At 59.5% G+C, this 17,179-nt stretch carries 17 protein-coding genes; 13 read left to right on the forward strand and 4 right to left on the reverse strand.

The features are described from left to right. The first annotated feature begins 142 nt into the window (after positions 1–142). From BMZ10_RS25945 to deoC, 4 genes are all read left to right on the forward strand, one after another. On the forward strand, positions 143–1,042 hold the full coding sequence (locus BMZ10_RS25945) for a heme/hemin ABC transporter substrate-binding protein (RefSeq protein WP_093469255.1): 900 nt from the start codon (positions 143–145) through the stop codon (positions 1,040–1,042). Next, positions 1,039–2,076 (forward strand): FecCD family ABC transporter permease, encoded by a 1,038-nt coding sequence (locus BMZ10_RS25950; protein WP_093469258.1) that lies wholly within the window; start codon positions 1,039–1,041, stop codon positions 2,074–2,076. The genes BMZ10_RS25945 and BMZ10_RS25950 overlap by 4 nt, the downstream gene beginning before the upstream one ends. Further along, the gene (locus tag BMZ10_RS25955) at positions 2,076–2,843 is read left to right on the forward strand and encodes a heme ABC transporter ATP-binding protein (RefSeq protein ID WP_093469261.1); all 768 of its coding nucleotides are present in this window, start codon (positions 2,076–2,078) and stop codon (positions 2,841–2,843) included. The genes BMZ10_RS25950 and BMZ10_RS25955 overlap by 1 nt, the downstream gene beginning before the upstream one ends. Before the next feature lie 169 nt (positions 2,844–3,012). Beyond that, the gene (deoC, locus tag BMZ10_RS25960) at positions 3,013–3,774 is read left to right on the forward strand and encodes a deoxyribose-phosphate aldolase (RefSeq protein ID WP_093469264.1); all 762 of its coding nucleotides are present in this window, start codon (positions 3,013–3,015) and stop codon (positions 3,772–3,774) included. Positions 3,775–3,959: 185 nt separating this feature from the next. Here deoC and BMZ10_RS25965 read toward each other — a convergent pair whose 3' ends face one another. The 3 genes from BMZ10_RS25965 to BMZ10_RS25975 all read right to left on the reverse strand — a co-directional run bounded on the left by BMZ10_RS25965 (position 3,960) and on the right by BMZ10_RS25975 (position 6,471). Next, positions 3,960–4,256, reverse strand: coding sequence for a TfoX/Sxy family protein (locus BMZ10_RS25965; protein WP_093469309.1), 297 nt, complete (start codon positions 4,254–4,256; stop codon positions 3,960–3,962). Between the two features lie 235 nt (positions 4,257–4,491). After that, positions 4,492–4,836, reverse strand: a complete 345-nt coding sequence (locus BMZ10_RS25970; RefSeq protein ID WP_093469267.1) for a pentapeptide repeat-containing protein — start codon at positions 4,834–4,836, stop codon at positions 4,492–4,494. A 99-nt stretch (positions 4,837–4,935) separates the two neighbouring features. After that, complete coding sequence (locus BMZ10_RS25975; protein ID WP_093469270.1) at positions 4,936–6,471, reverse strand: bifunctional aminoglycoside phosphotransferase/ATP-binding protein; 1,536 nt, start codon at positions 6,469–6,471, stop codon at positions 4,936–4,938. Positions 6,472–6,603: 132 nt separating this feature from the next. Between BMZ10_RS25975 and mrcB the strand changes: the two genes are divergently transcribed. From mrcB to BMZ10_RS25990, 3 genes are read left to right on the forward strand one after another with little or no spacing between them, the layout of a single operon-like run. Then, positions 6,604–8,925, forward strand: coding sequence for a penicillin-binding protein 1B (gene mrcB, locus BMZ10_RS25980; protein ID WP_093469273.1), 2,322 nt, complete (start codon positions 6,604–6,606; stop codon positions 8,923–8,925). 16 nt (positions 8,926–8,941) lie between these two features. After that, a complete protein-coding gene (locus BMZ10_RS25985; RefSeq protein WP_093469276.1) occupies positions 8,942–9,703 on the forward strand; it encodes a tetratricopeptide repeat protein in 762 nt (253 codons plus the stop codon). Next, positions 9,696–10,025 (forward strand): YqcC family protein, encoded by a 330-nt coding sequence (locus tag BMZ10_RS25990; protein WP_093469279.1) that lies wholly within the window; start codon positions 9,696–9,698, stop codon positions 10,023–10,025. Before BMZ10_RS25985 ends, BMZ10_RS25990 begins: the two co-directional genes overlap by 8 nt. Positions 10,026–10,027: 2 nt before the next feature. Here the strand turns inward: BMZ10_RS25990 and BMZ10_RS25995 are convergent, their stop codons facing one another. Continuing rightward, the gene (locus BMZ10_RS25995; protein WP_093469281.1) at positions 10,028–10,453 is read right to left on the reverse strand and encodes a DUF4124 domain-containing protein; all 426 of its coding nucleotides are present in this window, start codon (positions 10,451–10,453) and stop codon (positions 10,028–10,030) included. A gap of 412 nt (positions 10,454–10,865) precedes the next feature. Here BMZ10_RS25995 and BMZ10_RS26000 point away from each other — a divergent pair, with 412 nt between their 5' ends. The 6 genes from BMZ10_RS26000 to msrQ all read left to right on the forward strand — a co-directional run bounded on the left by BMZ10_RS26000 (position 10,866) and on the right by msrQ (position 16,846). Further along, positions 10,866–12,590, forward strand: a complete 1,725-nt coding sequence (locus BMZ10_RS26000) for an acetolactate synthase 3 large subunit (RefSeq protein WP_093469312.1) — start codon at positions 10,866–10,868, stop codon at positions 12,588–12,590. Positions 12,591–12,592: 2 nt separating this feature from the next. Then, a complete protein-coding gene (ilvN, locus tag BMZ10_RS26005; protein ID WP_093469284.1) occupies positions 12,593–13,084 on the forward strand; it encodes an acetolactate synthase small subunit in 492 nt (163 codons plus the stop codon). Between the two features lie 48 nt (positions 13,085–13,132). Continuing rightward, positions 13,133–14,149 carry a ketol-acid reductoisomerase gene (gene ilvC / locus BMZ10_RS26010; protein ID WP_093469287.1) on the forward strand — a complete coding sequence of 339 codons (1,017 nt, stop codon included), beginning with the start codon at positions 13,133–13,135 and terminating at the stop codon, positions 14,147–14,149. A 153-nt stretch (positions 14,150–14,302) separates the two neighbouring features. Continuing rightward, entirely contained in the window at positions 14,303–15,151 is an 849-nt protein-coding gene (pssA, locus tag BMZ10_RS26015) for a CDP-diacylglycerol--serine O-phosphatidyltransferase (RefSeq protein WP_074759257.1), read from the forward strand. A gap of 61 nt (positions 15,152–15,212) precedes the next feature. Next, on the forward strand, positions 15,213–16,226 hold the full coding sequence (gene msrP / locus BMZ10_RS26020) for a protein-methionine-sulfoxide reductase catalytic subunit MsrP (RefSeq protein ID WP_093469290.1): 1,014 nt from the start codon (positions 15,213–15,215) through the stop codon (positions 16,224–16,226). After that, positions 16,226–16,846 (forward strand): protein-methionine-sulfoxide reductase heme-binding subunit MsrQ, encoded by a 621-nt coding sequence (gene msrQ / locus BMZ10_RS26025; protein WP_093469293.1) that lies wholly within the window; start codon positions 16,226–16,228, stop codon positions 16,844–16,846. Before msrP ends, msrQ begins: the two co-directional genes overlap by 1 nt. The last annotated feature ends 333 nt before the right edge of the window (positions 16,847–17,179 follow it).

The following is a 17,179-nucleotide window of genomic DNA, read 5'->3' on the forward strand; positions in this document are numbered from 1 at the left end:
CAAATAATTATCAAATTGCCCGGCTTCGATCTGCAGCATCGACAGTGTGCCAGCTTGCTGAATCGCGAGTCGACACGACGTACCAGAGGAACCGCTGACAAGCGCACTCCGTTTTACCTTCCTTATAAGGGATCTCCCCGTTATGCGTTTCATGACCCGACTGACCGCGATCCTGACCGGCCTGGTGATTGCAAACCTGGCCTTGGCCGACACTCCATCGCCGCAACGCTGGGTCAGTGCCGGGGGCGCGTTGACCGAGTGGGTCGTGGCATTGGGCGGCGAGTCGCAGCTGGTCGGCGTCGACACCACCAGTCAGCACCCGCAAACGCTGAAAGCGCTGCCCAGCATCGGTTATCAGCGTCAGTTGTCGTCGGAAGGCATCCTCAGTCTGCGTCCGGACATTATTGTCGGGACCGAAGAAATGGGGCCTCCCGCCGTCATCGAACAACTGCGTGCTGCCGGCATCAAGGTGCAAGTGTTATCCGCCAGCGCCGATGTGTCTGCGCTGAAAGGTAATCTGGAAACGCTTGGCACATTGCTCGGCAAACAGGATGAGGCCCGTCGTCTCAGCGAGAGCTTCGCGCGGCAACTGGACAGTCAGCACACGTGGGTCGATCAGGCGCAACAACATCAGTCGGCTCCTGGCGTGATGCTGCTGGTCAGTCATGCGGGCGCCGCGCCCATGGTTGCGGGCGCAGGGACCGTTGGCGACTGGTTGATCAAGCAGGCTGGAGGCCGCAATCTGGCGACCCACAGCGATTATAAGATTTTCTCCGCCGAGGCCATGGCGGGGCTCAGTCCCGAGGTGGTGGTGCTCACCGACCGGGCCCAGAATGGCGCTTCGGCGCGTGACGCCCTGCTCAAGCAGAACCCGGTACTGGCGGCCTCTCGGGCTGCGCGTGACAACAGATTCGTGGAAGTCGACCCAACACTGCTGGTGGGTGGCTTGGGCCCACGTCTGCCTGAGGCGATCAAGCACTTGAGCAAAGCCTTCTATCCTGCAGATACCGCCATCAACGCCAAGGTGTCGCCCGCTCAATGAGGGTCATCCTGCAACCGCGAACACTGTTCATTGTGTTGAGCCTGGCGTGTCTACTGGCCGTCTGGCTATCTCTTGCGCTAGGGCCGGTCAGTCTGCCGCTGATGGATACCTTGCGCGCCGGCCTGCGCCTGCTCGGCTTTCCGATTGCCGGCCACGACTTGCAGCAGGCCGAATTGATCCTTGGCCAGATCCGTCTGCCGCGCACGTTGCTCGGTCTGGCAGTGGGCGCAGTGCTGGCGCTGTCTGGCGTCGCGATGCAAGGCCTGTTTCGCAATCCACTGGCCGACCCCGGTCTGGTTGGCGTTTCCAGCGGCGCAGCACTCGGCGCGGCCGTCGCCATTGTGGCAGGCGCTTCACTGGGTGGGCTGCCGGAAGCCTTCGCACCGTATCTGCTTTCCCTCTGTGCCTTCGCTGGCGGATTGATGGTGACCGGTATCGTTTACCGGCTAGGCAGGCGCGATGGCCAGACCAGCGTCGGCATCATGTTGCTGGCGGGCGTGGCAATGACGGCGCTGGCCGGCTCTATCATCGGGCTTTTCACGTATCTGGCGGACGACGCGACGTTGCGCACGCTGACATTCTGGAATCTGGGCACGCTCAATGGCGCAAGTTACGCGCGTTTATGGCCGCTGTTGTTGGTCTGCGTGCTTGTGATCGTTTGGCTGCCGCGTCGGGCGAAAGCGTTGAACGCGCTGTTGCTGGGTGAGTCCGAAGCGCGTCACCTGGGTATCGAGGTGGAGCGTCTCAAGGGCGAACTGATTCTGTGCATCGCGCTCGGCGTGGGGGCGGCTGTGGCGGCGGCCGGACTGATCGGGTTTATCGGTCTGATCGTGCCGCATCTGGTCCGGCTGATCGCAGGCCCCGATCATCGGGTGGTGTTGCCTGCGTCGGCGCTGGCCGGTGCGAGCCTGCTGCTGTTCGCCGACGTCTTCGCCCGTCTGGTGCTGGCTCCGGCGGAATTGCCGATCGGCATCGTGACGGCGTTCCTCGGCGCGCCGTTCTTTTTATTCCTGCTGGTCAGAGGGCGGACCTGATGATGATCGCCGAAAACCTCTGCGTTCACCGCGACGGCAAGGACGTTCTGATGAATGTCGACCTGACGCTTGCCCCAGGCGAAATTCTGGGTGTGCTCGGTCCGAATGGCGCAGGAAAGAGCACGCTGCTCGGCGCCATGAGCGGTGAATTGAAAACCGCGAAGGGGCGGATCAGCCTGGACAACCGTGCGCTGGCTGAATGGAGCGGTCGTGAGCGCGCGCGGCGCCTGGCGGTTTTGCCGCAGAGCTCGACGTTGAGCTTTGCGTTTAACGTCCATGAGGTGATCGCCATGGGGCGGCTGCCACACGATACGGGCCGGCAACGCGACGCCGAGATCATTCGTGCGTCACTTGAGGCCGTCGACTCGCTTCATCTGCAGGATCGCAATTACCTGACCTTGTCAGGGGGTGAGCGTCAGCGGGTGCATCTGGCGCGAGTGCTGGCACAATTGGCAGGGGGCGAGGGCGCGCAAACGCTGTTGCTGGATGAGCCGACGTCCATGCTTGACCCCTTGCACCAACACACCACCTTGCAGGCCGTGCGTGAATTTGCCGATCGCGGTGGTGCCGTGCTGGTCATCCTGCATGATCTGAACCTGGCCGCGCGCTACTGTGACCACCTGTTGCTGCTCGAAAACGGTAGACCTTATCTGTCAGGTTCGCCGCAGGTCGTGCTGGCGCCTGAGCCGCTCAGGTCGGTCTTCGGGCTGGACGTACTGGTGCAGGTTCATCCCGAGCGAGGCCATCCGCTGGTGATCGCGCGTTGAGCCAGTGGCCAGGTCTGCCGCGCGCTCGTTTCTACACACTGCGCTTGCAGGCAACGTCCTAAAGACATTTCCGATACTCGCGTAGGCTGGCTCTCTCACCGTCCCGACACCAATTCTTCGTACCCTCGCTGGATTATCGTCGGCTCAACGACAGCATTGAGGAGGCGGAATGAACGCAGTAAACGACAACAGCGAAGCGTTGGCACAACAGGCGATTGGCTTGATGGAGCTGACATCGTTGAACGCCGATGACACTCAGGAACGGATCGTTGCGTTATGCCAGCGCGCGCTCACGCCTGTCGGCGATGTGGCCGCCGTGTGCGTTCTGCCCCGATTCGCAGGATTGGCGCGGCGCACCCTCGATAACCTGCGGGCGCGAGACGTCAAAGTGGTCGCGGCGGTCAATTTCACCGGCGGCAGCCCGACGATCGCATCCGTCGAGTCGGAAACCCAGGCGGCGATTCTGGCAGGCGCTGACGAAATCGATCTGGTCTATCCCTTCCATGCGCTGTTGGGTGGTAATAAGCACATCGGCGGCGAAATGATTGCGGCGTGCAAGGCGAAATGCACGCGACGCGGCAGCCTGACCGTCACGCTGGAGACCGGTGTGCTGCGGGATCCGCAAATGATTTACGGCGTGTGCCGGGTCGCTATTCAGGAAGGCGCCGGTTTTCTGAAGACCAGCACGGGTAAGCAGATCGTCAGCGCCACTCCGCAAGCCAGCCGCATCCTGCTTGAAGCCATCGCCGAGACGGGCGCGCATGTCGGGCTAAAGGCTTCGGGCAACGTACGTACCTTGGCAGAGGCGCAGGTTTACATGGAACAGGCCAGCGCCCGATTCGGCGATTTCTGGCTGGAGCAGGGGAGGTTGCGGTTGGGTGCGACGAGCCTGCTGGATGATCTGTTGCTGCATCTGGGCGTGGGTTCGTAACGCCTCTCGGCTTTCTTCAGGCAAAAAAAGACCCGGCAAAAAGCCGGGTCAAAAACCGTGATTAGCCTGATGAGGAGATAATCTGAACGTCCGAACCAAGGAGCCATTCAGGTTACCAACCAGCCTCGCGACTGGATGTGATAATCATAGTGATTCTCATTTGTAAGTCAACAGGTAATTTCCAACTATTTTCCTGCCTGCATGACCTGAGAGGCAGTCTGCCGACTGCCCAGTCTTTCTAGCTGTTGATTGAGCGAGTTTTTTCGGTCGATGGATAAGTCGCACCAGTGCAGGTCGAGCAGCGCGCCTTCGAGCGCGTAGAGCAGTACTTTCGAAGCGCGAAAGCCTTTGGTTCTGACGGCGCGATAAGCGTGAATGGCGCCAACACGACGAAGGTCGGCCGCGTTATGTATGCCTGCAGCATGCAGCCATTGAGCCGAGGTCTTCCCCAGATTTTTCATGCGTTGCAGTTCATCATCCATGATCATGACATGCGTCCTTGTGACTGTAGCTCCTTGTTAAACAGCTCCAGGACTTGACGCAAACTTCAGGACAAGCCGTAAGAATGAGTGTAGTTGCGATGGCGGGTGCGGAAGGTGATGACCTGCAAAAGTCGGCTCAAGGCGCCGAACGGTCATTCACTGGCAGGCAGCACGGCACGGGCCCGGCATGAGGGCGCATGCAGGGCGTCGGTGTTTTTGCTGTGGGGATCAGGACTTAGCGGGTGCGGTAACGCAGGCGAGTGCCGAAGTTGACTGACATGAGGATCTCGTCCGCGCTCAACTCAGGAGGGAAGTACGCCCCGGAAATCTGAGCGTGAGCAATGCTGGCGCCTTCGAGGAGCGTGGTGCGGAAGTCAACGCCGCGCAGGTCCGCAGAGCGAAAGTACGCATCGCTGAAGTCGATATCGGCAGCGTTGAGTTCGCGAAGGTCAAGACCGCGAAAGTCGCCACCGGACAAATCGATGGGACCTGTTGTGGGGCGCTGTAGATTGAAAGCGGTGATGTCGTCTTTGCGCAGTAACGCGAACAGCGGTGAGTCGAGCTGCTTGGGCTGGTTCATCTGGCGTCCCCTTGTTGGAATTCTGACGCCATTATAATGCCACCAGTCTCGAGCCGTGAAGCGATATCTCCACGACTCGACCACCGGCGGAGTCTTGCCTTACAGCCCCGGCAGGCGCTGGCGAATGTCAGTGACCAGCCTGTCCAGATCGCCACTGATGTTGGTTTCAACATGCCGGCTACGCAGGATTTCATCCGCGGTCAGAGCCTCGCGACTGGCAAGCTGAGCTTCGATGACCTCCATTGTCGCGTCGGAAGGGTCCTGATTGTGTGCCTGACGTTGGGCCAGCCAACCTTGAATGACGGCTTTAGGCGCCGCGCAGTCGAGAATCAGGAAAGGCGCGCCGGTTGATTCGGCAATGTGCGCCGTCGCAAGGCGTTGCTCCAGTTTCAGGTAGGTCGCGTCGATCACGACCGGCAGCCCCGCGTGCAGGACGACCGCTGCCAGTTCGTTCAGGCGCGCGTAAGTTGCGTCGCTGGCAGCGGCGGAATACAGGTCCTTGCCGTCTTTGAACAAGCGCTTGCGCTCGACATCGGAACGCAGGCGAACGGCGCCCAGCGCTTCGACCAGGCGCATGGCGACATGGCTTTTGCCAACGGCGGACACCCCATGAGTGATCGCCAGGAAATTCGACGGAATCGCGCTGTAGCTTTCCGCCAGATTGGCGTAGTTGCGATATTGGCGCAGCGTGGTGGCGCGCTGCACGTGATCGGCATCGGCTGAGAGGCTGAACAGGGAGACCTTGGCGCGGACCAGCGCCCGATACGCTTTGTAGAAGTTGAGCAGTTCCAGGCCTGCGTAGTCGCCGGTGAGCTCCAGATACTGGCTGACGAAGCGACGCGAAAGGCTTTTCAGGCCACGGTCTTCCAGGTCCATCGCGAGAAACCCGACATCGGCGTACACGTCGGTCATGCGGAACGGCTCGTTGAATTCGATGCAGTCGAAGATCACGACCTTGCCGTCGATCAATGTGGCGTTGCCCAGATGGATGTCGCCGTGACACTCGCGGGTGAAACCTTCGAGTTTGCGTTGCGCCATCAGAGGCTTGAGGCGCTCGAAGCTGGTTTTCGCCCAGGCTTCCAAGGCCTGCAACTGGATCAGGTCTGCCTTTTCGCTCAGAAACGGCAGAATCTGCTCGAAGTTCTGTACGACAGGCGCCATCACGCTGTCCGGCGAACCATACGGCTTATCGGCCGCAACCACCGGCGCTTTCAAATGAAACTCGGCGACCTGTCTGGCCATGTCGTCGATGTGCGCCGTGGTCAGTTCGCCATTGGTCTGCAGCGTGCTGAGCAAACCCTCCTGAGGGAACTGGCGCATTTTCAGAACGTATTCGATGGCCTCGCCTTCACCGCCCAGCTGCGGCGCTTCGGCGCTGCCGGTCACCGGCAACACTTCCAGATACAAATCATCGGTCAGGCGCTGGTTGAGCATCAATTCCTGTTCGCAGAAATGCTTGCGGTTGGCCAGCGTGGTGAAATCAAGGAAGCCGAAATTGACCGGCTTTTTCATCTTGTAAACATAAGGGCCCGTGAGCAGCACCCAGGAAATATGCGTTTCAATGAGCTGGAACTGCTCCACCGGATGTGGAAACAGAGCGGGGTTTTGCAGGGCTGCTATCAATGTCTGGCTCACGGACGATCCTTGAAAGATTACAAATCGGTGGAGAGGTGTCTGAAGGCGGCCATTATGGCCGCTTGGCGCATCGCTGCAAACCGCTGTGAGCGGCTCTGCCGATGACTTGGAAAGTGCGTATAATCCGCCGCCATGACCCGATCCCGTACTTCAAAAAAATCCCCGAAACCCGCCAACAGCCGCGTTCGCAGCCTGTTGGGCTGGGCCCTGAAACTCAGTCTTGTCGGCCTGGTGATCCTGGCCTGCTTCGCCGTTTACCTGGACTCCATTGTCCAGGAGAAATTCTCCGGCAAGCGCTGGACGATCCCGGCCAAGGTCTACGCTCGTCCGCTGGAATTGTTCGTCGGCCAGAAGCTGTCGCGCGACGACTTCCTGATCGAGCTCGATGCGCTGGGCTATCGCCGTGAAAGCGTCGCCAACGGGCCAGGTGCTGCGTCGGTGAACGGCAACAGCGTCGATCTCAATACCCGCGGCTTTCAGTTTTATGAGGGCGCCGATCCTGCACAGCAGATTCACGTGCGCTTCTCCGGGGACTACGTCGCCGACCTGACCGCGGCCAACGGCTCCAAGCTTGCCGTTGCGCGCCTTGAACCGCTGATGATCGGCGGGCTGTATCCGAAGAACCTTGAAGACCGGATCCTCATCAAGCTCGATCAGGCGCCGCCTTATCTGCTCGACACACTGGTCACCGTCGAAGACCGCGATTTCTACCACCACTTTGGCGTATCGCCGAAGTCCATCGCCCGTGCCTTCTGGGTCAACGCATCGGCAGGCCAGATGCGCCAGGGCGGGTCGACGCTGACTCAGCAGTTGGTGAAAAACTTTTACCTGACCAACGAGCGCAGCATCACGCGCAAACTGACCGAAGCGATGATGGCTGTGCTGCTGGAGATCCATTACAGCAAGCAGGAGATTCTCGAGGCTTACCTGAACGAAGTGTTCGTCGGTCAGGATGGTCAGCGTGCGGTGCACGGCTTTGGCCTTGCGAGTCAGTATTTCTTCAGTCAGCCGCTGTCCGAGCTGAAGCTGCATCAGGTGGCGTTGCTGGTCGGTCTGGTCAAAGGGCCTTCTTATTACAACCCGCGTCGCAACCCGGACCGTGCGTTGGAGCGGCGAAATCTGGTGCTGGACCTGCTGGAGCAGCAAGGCGTCGCCACGCCTGAAGCGGTGGCGGCGGCGAAGAAAATGCCGCTGGGCGTCACCAAGACAGGTTCTTTGGCCGACAGCTCGTTCCCGGACTTCCTCGACCTGGTCAAACGCCAGTTGCGTCAGGACTACCGGGACGAAGACTTGACCGAGGAAGGGCTGCGGATCTTCACCAGCTTCGATCCGATCCTGCAAATGAAGTCCGAAGCTGCAGTGCGTGAGAGCTTCGCGAAGATTGCCGGGCGCAAGGGCGCGGACGAAATGGAAACGGCGATGGTCGTGACCAACCCCGAGACTGGCGAGGTTCAGGCGCTGATCGGCAGCCGTCAGGCGGGCTTTGCCGGCTTCAATCGGGCGCTGGATGCGGTCAGACCGATTGGCTCGTTGGTCAAGCCGGCTATCTACCTGACTGCGCTGGAGCGGCCTCAACAGTACACCCTCACCAGTTGGGTGCCGGACGAGCCGTTTCAGGTGAAAGGTGCGGATGGCCAGATCTGGAAACCGCAGAACTTCGATCACAAGGCCCACGGGAATATCTTCCTGTACCAGGGGCTGGCGCATTCTTACAACTTGTCGAGCGCCAAGCTGGGGCTTGATCTGGGCGTGCCGAATGTTTTCAAGACGCTGACCAAGCTGGGCGTGACCCGTGACTGGCCGGCGTTTCCGTCGATGCTGCTGGGCGCTGGCGCCTTGAGCCCGATAGAAGTCGCGACGATGTACCAGACGATCGCCAGCGGAGGTTTCAATACGCCATTGCGCGGAATCCGCAGCGTGCTCACGGCGGAGGGCGAGCCGCTCAAACGTTATCCGTTCCAGATCCAGCAACGTTTCGATCCGGGTTCGATCTATCTCCTGCAGAACGCCATGCAGCGGGTCATGCGTGAAGGCACCGGCAAGTCGGTGTACAACGTCTTGCCGAGCACGCTGAATCTGGCGGGCAAGTCCGGCACCACGAACGACTCCCGAGACAGCTGGTTTGCAGGTTTCAGTCAGGATCTGCTGGCGATTGTCTGGATGGGGCGCGACGATAACGGCAAGACGCCGTTCACCGGTGCGACTGGCGCGTTGCAGATCTGGACCAGCTTCATGAAAAAAGCCGATCCGCTGCCGCTGGATATGGCGATGCCTGACAACGTCGTGCAGGCGTGGGTCAATGCGAGCACCGGACAGGGCACTGATCCAAGCTGCCCGAACGCGGTGCAGATGCCGTATATTCGCGGCAGTGAGCCGCAACCCGGCCCGACCTGCGGTGGACCGACAGCGCCTGCCGATTCGGTGATGGACTGGGTCAAAGGCTGGTTGAACTAAGCAAAGAGGGTGTCAAGTGAACAAGTGGTGGATTCCGGCTTTAACGGCCTTGGCTTTGCTTAACGGTTGTGCAAGTCAGACGCGCAGCGCCATTCCGGTGGTGGACTCCGGGTCGCGCGTGTCCAACAGCGAGCGCGTTTCATCGAACCGCAACAACACGTATCGCGCGCCGGTCCAGAACCAGGCCCAACCTCAGGCCATTCCCGAGGATTCAGGCGTCGTGGTGATGGTGCCAGGCGGCGCCAATGCCAGTGCGGCGCCGATCTCGACGTTCGTGCCGCCAAGCAATAACGCCCCCATCAGCACCGCCCCGATCGATACTTCACCGGTCAATCAGGCGCCGGCGGGCAGCACCTATACGCCGCCAGCGGCCACCAGCAACACCTACAACATGCCATCTTCATCGGCACCAACCGGCATTCCGTCTGCGTCCAGCGGTGGCCTGTCGGCTGACGAGCAGCTTGATGGCCCGGTGCTGGCCTTGCTGACCACCGCTCAACAGCAACAAAGCAGCGGCGATCTCAACGGCGCGGCCTCCAGCCTCGAGCGCGCTCAGCGGGTCGCGCCGCGTGAGCCTCAGGTCCTCTATCGTCTGGCACAGGTTCGCCTGGCTCAAGGCGACGCCCCGCAGGCCGAGCAACTGGCCCGTCGCGGCCTGACCTATGCCAATGGCCGCGCCAGTCTTCAGGCAAGCCTTTGGGGACTGATCGCGCAATCCCGCGAGAAGCAGGGCGATGCGGCCGGTGCAGCCCTGGCGCGGCAGAAAGCTAATGGATAAACGCTTCCCGGAGATCGCTGACCAACTACTGTTGATCGAACGCGAGCTGCGTGTGCTGGGCTGGTGGAGGGAGGTGCCGCCCAGCGACGAAGAGCTCGCCAGCCGCGAGCCGTTCTGCGTCGATACGCTGGATTTCGATCAGTGGCTGCAGTGGATTTTCCTGCCGCGCATGAAGACCATTCTTGAGCAGGACCTGGCGCTGCCCAATGCCTCCGGCATCCTGGAAATGGCGCAGATGGTGTACGCCACCCGCGCTCGCGAAACCCGTGAGCTACAAGCCCTGCTGGCTCACTTCGATCGCCTGATCACCGAATCGACCTGACCTCAGTTACAGTTGTCGTCGAGGTACTGCTTGACCTCGACGATTCGGGCCTGACGTTCCTCTTCGGTGAAACGCCGGAATTCTCCATTTACCTCTTCGCGCACTCGCGGATTGTTCTGTAGCTGCGCAAGGTTGGTGCGCTGCCTTTCGCACGCCTCCTTGCGCTTGGCATCCTGGGCCGCGACCTGCCTTCTGATTTTCGCGTCCGTGGCTTCCTGTTCTTCGGCGCCGCTGGACGGCGAGGGTGAAGGCGGAGGCGGTGCGACGGGTTTTTGCGTCTCGATCTCTTGCGCAGGCTGTCCTGCCGGCGGCTGCGCGTCGAAATGAGTCACGCCCTGGGCGTCGACCCATTTGTAGATCTGGGCCGCCTGACCGACCGCCGGGCTGACCGCACATGCCAGCGTGGCGGCAAAAATCATCCAGCGCATTACTGCTTCCTTAACGTCTGTGGCTGTCTGGCGGAAAACTATCACAAGCCTGCCACGACGACCTCATTCGGTGCTTTTTCATGCCCGGTGGGTGAAGAAAGCGCATGGATGACTTGACTTGCAGGGAGCGAATCAGAACAATCCAAAGTTCGCTGTAGAGGGACTGCCAGAAGCAGACCGTCTCGGTAGATCATGAGGCGCACACCCGCGCCGACCTGTAACACCCGCAACGCGTTACCTCGCGCTGGGTGGGAAGACCCCGAAACACTTAAGGGGCGATCCCAATACTTGCTCAGTCAGTGCTGACGTAGTCGGCGACCACCGTCGCTCATGCTCTGCTTTGCAGTAAACCTATTAAGACCCGTCTCCTCGTTTGTGTGGACGGTATTCTGGCGTTTTAGAGGTGAACAACGTGGAGCTTTTATCTGGCGCTGAAATGGTCGTCCGCTTTTTGCGTGACGAAGGCGTTGAGCATATCTATGGGTACCCGGGTGGTGCCCTCCTGCATATTTACGACGCGCTGTTCAAAGAACCGGCTGTGAGCCACATCCTCGTTCGTCACGAACAGGCTGCCACTCACATGGCCGACGGTTATGCTCGTGCCACCGGCAAAGCGGGCGTGGTCCTGGTGACCTCTGGTCCCGGCGCCACCAACGCGATCACCGGTATCGCCACGGCCTACATGGACTCGATCCCGATGGTCGTGCTGTCGGGGCAGGTTCCAAGCACCATGGTGGGAACCGACGCATTCCAGGAAACCGACATGATCGGTATCTCCCGGCCGATCGTGAAGCACAGCTTCATGATCAAACACCCGTCGGAAATCCCGGAAGTTCTTAAAAAGGCCTTCTACCTGGCGCAGTCCGGCCGTCCTGGTCCAGTCGTTGTCGACATTCCGAAAGACATGACCAACCCGGCGGAGAAGTTCGAATACGTATTCCCTAAGAAAGCCAAGCTGCGTTCTTACAGCCCGGCAGTTCGTGGTCACTCCGGCCAGATCCGCAAAGCCGTGGAAATGCTGGTCGCGGCCAAACGCCCGATCATCTACGCCGGCGGCGGCGTGATCATGGGCAACGGCTCGGCGCAACTGACCGAACTGGCGCAGCTTCTTAATGCTCCGGTGACCAATACGTTGATGGGACTGGGCGCTTACCCGGGCACCGATCGCCAGTTCGTCGGCATGCTCGGCATGCACGGCAGCTACACCGCCAACCTTGCGATGCACCACGCTGACGTGATTCTGGCTGTTGGCGCACGCTTCGACGACCGCGTCATCAACGGACCATCGAAGTTTTGCCCGAACGCCAAAGTCATTCACATCGATATCGACCCTGCGTCGATCTCCAAGACCATCAAGGCTGACGTGCCTATCGTCGGTCCGGTCGAGAGCGTTCTGACCGAGATGGTCACCACCCTCAAGGAAATCGGCGAGACGCCAAGCAAGGATTCGGTGGCAACCTGGTGGAAGCAGATCGACGAGTGGCGTGCCGGTGGGGATCTGTTCCCGTACAACCGTGGCGACGGCAGCCTGATCAAGCCTCAGACGGTCATCGAAACATTGTGCGAAGTCACCAAGGGCGATGCTTACGTTTCGTCCGACGTGGGTCAGCACCAGATGTTTGCGGCTCAGTACTACCGCTTCAACAAGCCTAACCGCTGGATCAACTCTGGCGGCCTGGGCACGATGGGCTTCGGTCTGCCGGCGGCCATGGGCGTTGCGCTGAGCTTTCCGGATGCAGACGTCGCCTGCGTGACAGGCGAGGGCAGCATCCAGATGAACATCCAGGAACTGTCGACCTGCCTGCAATACAACCTGCCGGTGAAGATCATCCTGCTCAACAACGGCGTGCTTGGCATGGTTCGTCAATGGCAGGACATGAGCTACAGCGGCCGCCACTCGCATTCCTACATGGAGTCGCTGCCCGACTTCGTGAAGCTGGTCGAGGCCTATGGCCATGTCGGCATGAAGATCACCGATCTGAAAGACCTGAAGCCGAAAATGGAAGAAGCGTTCGCCATGAAGGATCGCCTGGTGTTCCTCGACATCCAGGTCGACGTCGCCGAGCACGTTTATCCGATGCAAATCAGAGACGGCTCGATGCGTGACATGTGGCTGAGCAAGACGGAGCGGACATAACCATGCGGCACATCATCTCGCTACTGCTGGAAAACGAACCGGGTGCCTTGTCTCGCGTCGTCGGGCTGTTTTCGCAGCGTAACTACAACATCGAAAGCCTGACCGTGGCGCCCACTGAAGACCCGACCCTGTCGCGTCTGACGCTGACGACCGTCGGGCACGATGAGGTGATCGAGCAGATCACCAAGAACCTCAACAAGCTGGTTGAAGTGGTCAAGTTGGTGGATCTGTCGGAAAGCGCCCATATCGAGCGTGAGCTGATGCTGATCAAGGTGAAGGCCACCGGTGCTCAACGTGCCGAGATCAAGCGCACCACCGATATTTTCCGTGGGCAGATCGTCGATGTTTCCAGCAGCGTCTATACGGTGCAGCTGACAGGGACGAGCGACAAACTGGACAGCTTCATCCAGGCCATCGGCACCACTGCCATCCTGGAAACCGTACGCAGCGGCGTCACGGGCATTGCTCGCGGCGACAAAGTGCTGAGCATCTAACCTACATTTAGCGAATGGCCTGAACGGCCGAGATAACAGGGGAATTTCATGAAAGTTTATTACGACAAAGACTGCGACCTTTCGATCATCCAGGGCAAAAAAGTTGCCATCATCGGTTACGGTTCTCAGGGCCACGCTCAAGCGTGCAACCTGAAAGATTCCGGCGTTGATGTCACTGTTGGTCTGCGCAAAGGTTCCGCCACTGTCGCCAAGGCTGAAGCCCATGGCCTGAAAGTGACTGACGTCGCTACCGCCGTTGCCGCTGCTGACCTGGTCATGATCCTGACCCCGGACGAGTTCCAGTCCCAGCTGTACAAGAACGAAATCGAGCCGAACATCAAGAAAGGCGCCACCCTGGCCTTCTCCCACGGTTTCGCGATTCACTACAACCAGGTCGTGCCACGCGCTGATCTGGACGTGATCATGATCGCGCCAAAAGCGCCAGGTCACACCGTACGTACCGAATTCGTCAAAGGCGGCGGCATCCCTGACCTGATCGCTGTTTACCAAGACGCCTCGGGCAACGCCAAAAACGTCGCGCTGTCCTACGCTTCGGGCGTGGGCGGTGGCCGTACCGGCATCATCGAAACCACGTTCAAAGATGAAACCGAAACTGACCTGTTCGGCGAACAAGCCGTTCTATGCGGCGGTACCGTCGAGCTGGTGAAAGCCGGTTTCGAGACGCTGGTCGAAGCGGGTTACGCGCCAGAAATGGCGTACTTCGAGTGCCTGCACGAACTGAAACTGATCGTTGACCTCATGTACGAAGGCGGTATCGCCAACATGAACTACTCGATCTCCAACAACGCCGAATACGGCGAATACGTGACCGGTCCTGAAGTCATCAACGCCGAATCCCGTCAGGCCATGCGCAACGCTCTGAAGCGCATCCAGGACGGTGAGTACGCGAAGATGTTCATCGCCGAAGGCGCCAGCAACTATGCGTCGATGACCGCCAAGCGTCGTAACAACAAGGCTCATGGCATCGAGATCATCGGTGAGCAACTGCGCTCGATGATGCCTTGGATCGCCAAGAACAAAATCGTCGACCAGACCAAGAACTAAGCGTCACGCCATCTGGTTCCGGTTTACGAAAAGCGCGGCCTTCGGGTCGCGCTTTTTCGTTATGGGGGCTCATCTGGTATAAAGCTGCATCGTTTGCCGGCGCAGTGGCGCCGCGAGCACTTGTCGAAATTTCCCAGCTGCAAGGTGTTGTCCATGAGCGAACGTCCCGAAGAGCCGAACAAGGCCTCTGACGCCGAAAGCCTGCTACCGATCGATGAACATATTGAAGAAGGGCACGATGCCGAAGGGCGCAAGGTCCGCCATCGCGGTATTTATCTGCTGCCCAACCTGTTCACCACCGCGAACCTGTTTGCCGGTTTCTACGCCATCATCAGTGCCATGAGCGCTCAGAGCGCCATGAGCGCGGGCGATCAGGTCGGCGCGAGTAAATATTTCGCGTTCGCCGCGATCGCCATCTTCGTAGCGATGGTGCTCGATGGCCTGGATGGTCGCGTGGCGCGGATGACCAATACGCAGAGCGCATTCGGCGCTGAATACGACTCGCTCTCCGACATGGTGGCCTTCGGCGTGGCGCCGGCGCTGCTGGCGTTCGGCTGGGCACTTGGCGACATGGGCAAGGTTGGCTGGATGGTCGCCTTCATTTATGTAGCGGGCGCTGCGTTGCGTCTGGCGCGCTTCAATACCCAAGTGGGCAAGGCCGACAAGCGCTACTTCATCGGACTCGCCAGCCCGGCTGCTGCCGGCGTCGTGGCCGGTACGGTCTGGGCGTTCAGCGATTACGGGATTCAAGGCTCCAAGCTGTCCTTCCTGGTCGCCTTACTGGTTGCCGCAGCGGGCATGCTGATGGTCAGCAACATCAAGTACAACAGCTTCAAGGAACTGGACCTCAAAGGCCGGGTGCCTTTCGTCGCCATCCTGGCCGTCGTGCTGGTGTTCGCCGTGGTGTTCAGTGATCCGCCGCGCATTTTGTTGCTGATCTTCCTGGGCTACGCAGCCTCGGGTCCGATCCAGTATCTGCTGCGCCTGCGTCGGCATAAGTAAACAATTTCCCGCATACTCCGCAGTCATAGGTACATCAGTTCTCTATCGCTGCGGAGTCAGTATGCTGATCAAGTCGCCATCAGCGTCCGATTGCAAAGAGTCGGACGTTACACCTGAATCCCTTTACCTCTCTCGCCGTGCCGTGCTCGGTGCAACCTTTGCCGGATTCGCCGCCACTGCGCTGCCGCGCTGGTCCTTGGCGGACGAGGTCTCGCAATATGCCGGCGTCGATCCCGGCGCAGCTCCTGCCTGGCTCAAAGCCAGACTCACCTCGACTCAGTGGCAGGCCGTCACGGTTAAAGACGAAGCCATCACGCCCTACAAGGACGCCACGCATTACAACAACTTCTATGAGTTCGGCACCGACAAGGGCGATCCTGCGCTCAATGCCGGATCGCTGAAGACCCAGCCGTGGAGCATTGTCATCGACGGAGAGGTCGGTAAGCCCGGCCGGTATGCGCTCGAAGACTTCATCAAGCCTTACCAGCTGGAGGAGCGAATCTATCGGCTTCGTTGTGTCGAGGCCTGGTCGATGGTCATCCCGTGGATCGGGTTTCCGATATCCGAGCTTCTCAAGCAGGTCGAGCCTACTTCCAGCGCGAAGTACATCCGTTTCGAAACACTGCAGGATCCACAGAGCATGCCCGGGCAGCGTTCCGGCTTCGCCTTGATTGACTGGCCTTACGTAGAAGGGCTGCGCCTTGATGAGGCAATGAATCCGTTGGCAATCCTCGCGGTCGGCATGTACGGACGCGAGCTCCCGAACCAGAACGGGGCTCCGTTGCGGCTGGTCGTTCCATGGAAGTACGGCTTCAAAAGCGTGAAATCAATCGTGCGCATCAGTCTTGTGAGCGAGCAGCCAAAGACGACCTGGCAGAGCATCGCCGCCAACGAATACGGTTTCTACGCCAACGTGAATCCAACGGTCGATCATCCGCGATGGACTCAGGCCCACGAGCGGCGTCTGCCGGGCAGCCTGTTCAGCCCCAACATCCGGCAGACCGAAATGTTCAACGGGTATGGGGAGCAGGTCGCCTCTCTCTATACGGGGATGGATTTGCGGAAGAATTATTGATGCGCTTCTGGTTCTGGCGTCTGTCTGTTTTCGTCGCGGCATGTGTTGCACCGGCGCTGTGGTTCCATCAGGCATGGATTCTCGATCTCGGGCCTGATCCGGGCAAGGCGCTGGTCGACCGGTTTGGACTGGGTACGCTCATCGCGTTGCTGGTGACGTTGGCCATGACCCCGCTGCAGCGCATCACCGGCTGGGCGGGCTGGATAGCAGTGCGTCGTCAGCTTGGGCTGTGGTGTTTCGCGTATGTCGTGCTGCACTTGCTGGCTTATAGCTTCTTCATTCTAGGTTTCGATTGGGCTCAACTTGGCGTGGAGTTGGTCAAGCGGCCCTACATCATCGTCGGAACGCTGGCTTTCCTCTGTCTTCTGGCACTGGCCGTTACTTCCAACCGCTATAGCCAGCGCCGACTTGGCACGCGGTGGAAGAAGTTGCACAGGCTTATCTATGCGGTGCTGGGGCTTGGTCTGCTGCATATGTTCTGGATCGTCCGGGCGGATCTCAAAGAGTGGTCCATTTATGCGAGCATCGGCGCGCTTCTTCTTCTCATGCGGCTTCCTGTGATTGCGGGTCGTTTATCGCGGCGGAGATCCCATAAATTGGATACAGCGAGAAAAGTTTGAATTAGTGCTTGACGCCTCTCTCAATGTCTCTATAATTCGCCCCACTTCCGGCGCAGACGAAACGGAAAACTCCTTGAGATTCAACGAGTTAGACGAAGTAAGCAGCGCGGAGGGGCTTCGATTCAGGTCACTTAATCGGCAGCGGTGAAAAAGGTGGTTGACAGCAGATTGTAACGCTGTAGAATTCGCCTCCCGCTGACGTGAGACGCCAAGTCGAACGAAGCGCAAGTGGTTGAAGTTGCAAAGGAAACTTTGAAAACTTCTGAAAATAACCGCTTGACAGATGATGAGGACGCTGTAGAATGCGCGCCTCGGTTGAGACGAAAGGCTCTT

The organism is Pseudomonas sp. NFR16 (genome assembly GCF_900108875.1).
In the GTDB taxonomy this organism is placed as follows: Bacteria; Pseudomonadota; Gammaproteobacteria; order Pseudomonadales; family Pseudomonadaceae; genus Aquipseudomonas.

Excerpts from the sequence above, each read along its gene's own strand:
- msrP (WP_093469290.1), top strand. The coding sequence starts at position 15,213 with ATGCTGATCAAGTCGCCATCAGCGTCCGATTGCAAAGAGTCGGACGTT.
- ilvN (WP_093469284.1), top strand. The coding sequence starts at position 12,593 with ATGCGGCACATCATCTCGCTACTGCTGGAAAACGAACCGGGTGCCTTG.
- BMZ10_RS25955 (WP_093469261.1), top strand. The coding sequence starts at position 2,076 with ATGATGATCGCCGAAAACCTCTGCGTTCACCGCGACGGCAAGGACGTT.
- BMZ10_RS25945 (WP_093469255.1), top strand. The coding sequence starts at position 143 with ATGCGTTTCATGACCCGACTGACCGCGATCCTGACCGGCCTGGTGATT.
- BMZ10_RS25950 (WP_093469258.1), top strand. The coding sequence starts at position 1,039 with ATGAGGGTCATCCTGCAACCGCGAACACTGTTCATTGTGTTGAGCCTG.
- pssA (WP_074759257.1), top strand. The coding sequence starts at position 14,303 with ATGAGCGAACGTCCCGAAGAGCCGAACAAGGCCTCTGACGCCGAAAGC.
- BMZ10_RS25965 (WP_093469309.1), bottom strand. The coding sequence starts at position 4,256 with ATGGATGATGAACTGCAACGCATGAAAAATCTGGGGAAGACCTCGGCT.
- ilvC (WP_093469287.1), top strand. The coding sequence starts at position 13,133 with ATGAAAGTTTATTACGACAAAGACTGCGACCTTTCGATCATCCAGGGC.
- mrcB (WP_093469273.1), top strand. The coding sequence starts at position 6,604 with ATGACCCGATCCCGTACTTCAAAAAAATCCCCGAAACCCGCCAACAGC.
- BMZ10_RS25995 (WP_093469281.1), bottom strand. The coding sequence starts at position 10,453 with ATGCGCTGGATGATTTTTGCCGCCACGCTGGCATGTGCGGTCAGCCCG.
- BMZ10_RS25990 (WP_093469279.1), top strand. The coding sequence starts at position 9,696 with ATGGATAAACGCTTCCCGGAGATCGCTGACCAACTACTGTTGATCGAA.
- msrQ (WP_093469293.1), top strand. The coding sequence starts at position 16,226 with ATGCGCTTCTGGTTCTGGCGTCTGTCTGTTTTCGTCGCGGCATGTGTT.
- BMZ10_RS25970 (WP_093469267.1), bottom strand. The coding sequence starts at position 4,836 with ATGAACCAGCCCAAGCAGCTCGACTCACCGCTGTTCGCGTTACTGCGC.
- deoC (WP_093469264.1), top strand. The coding sequence starts at position 3,013 with ATGAACGCAGTAAACGACAACAGCGAAGCGTTGGCACAACAGGCGATT.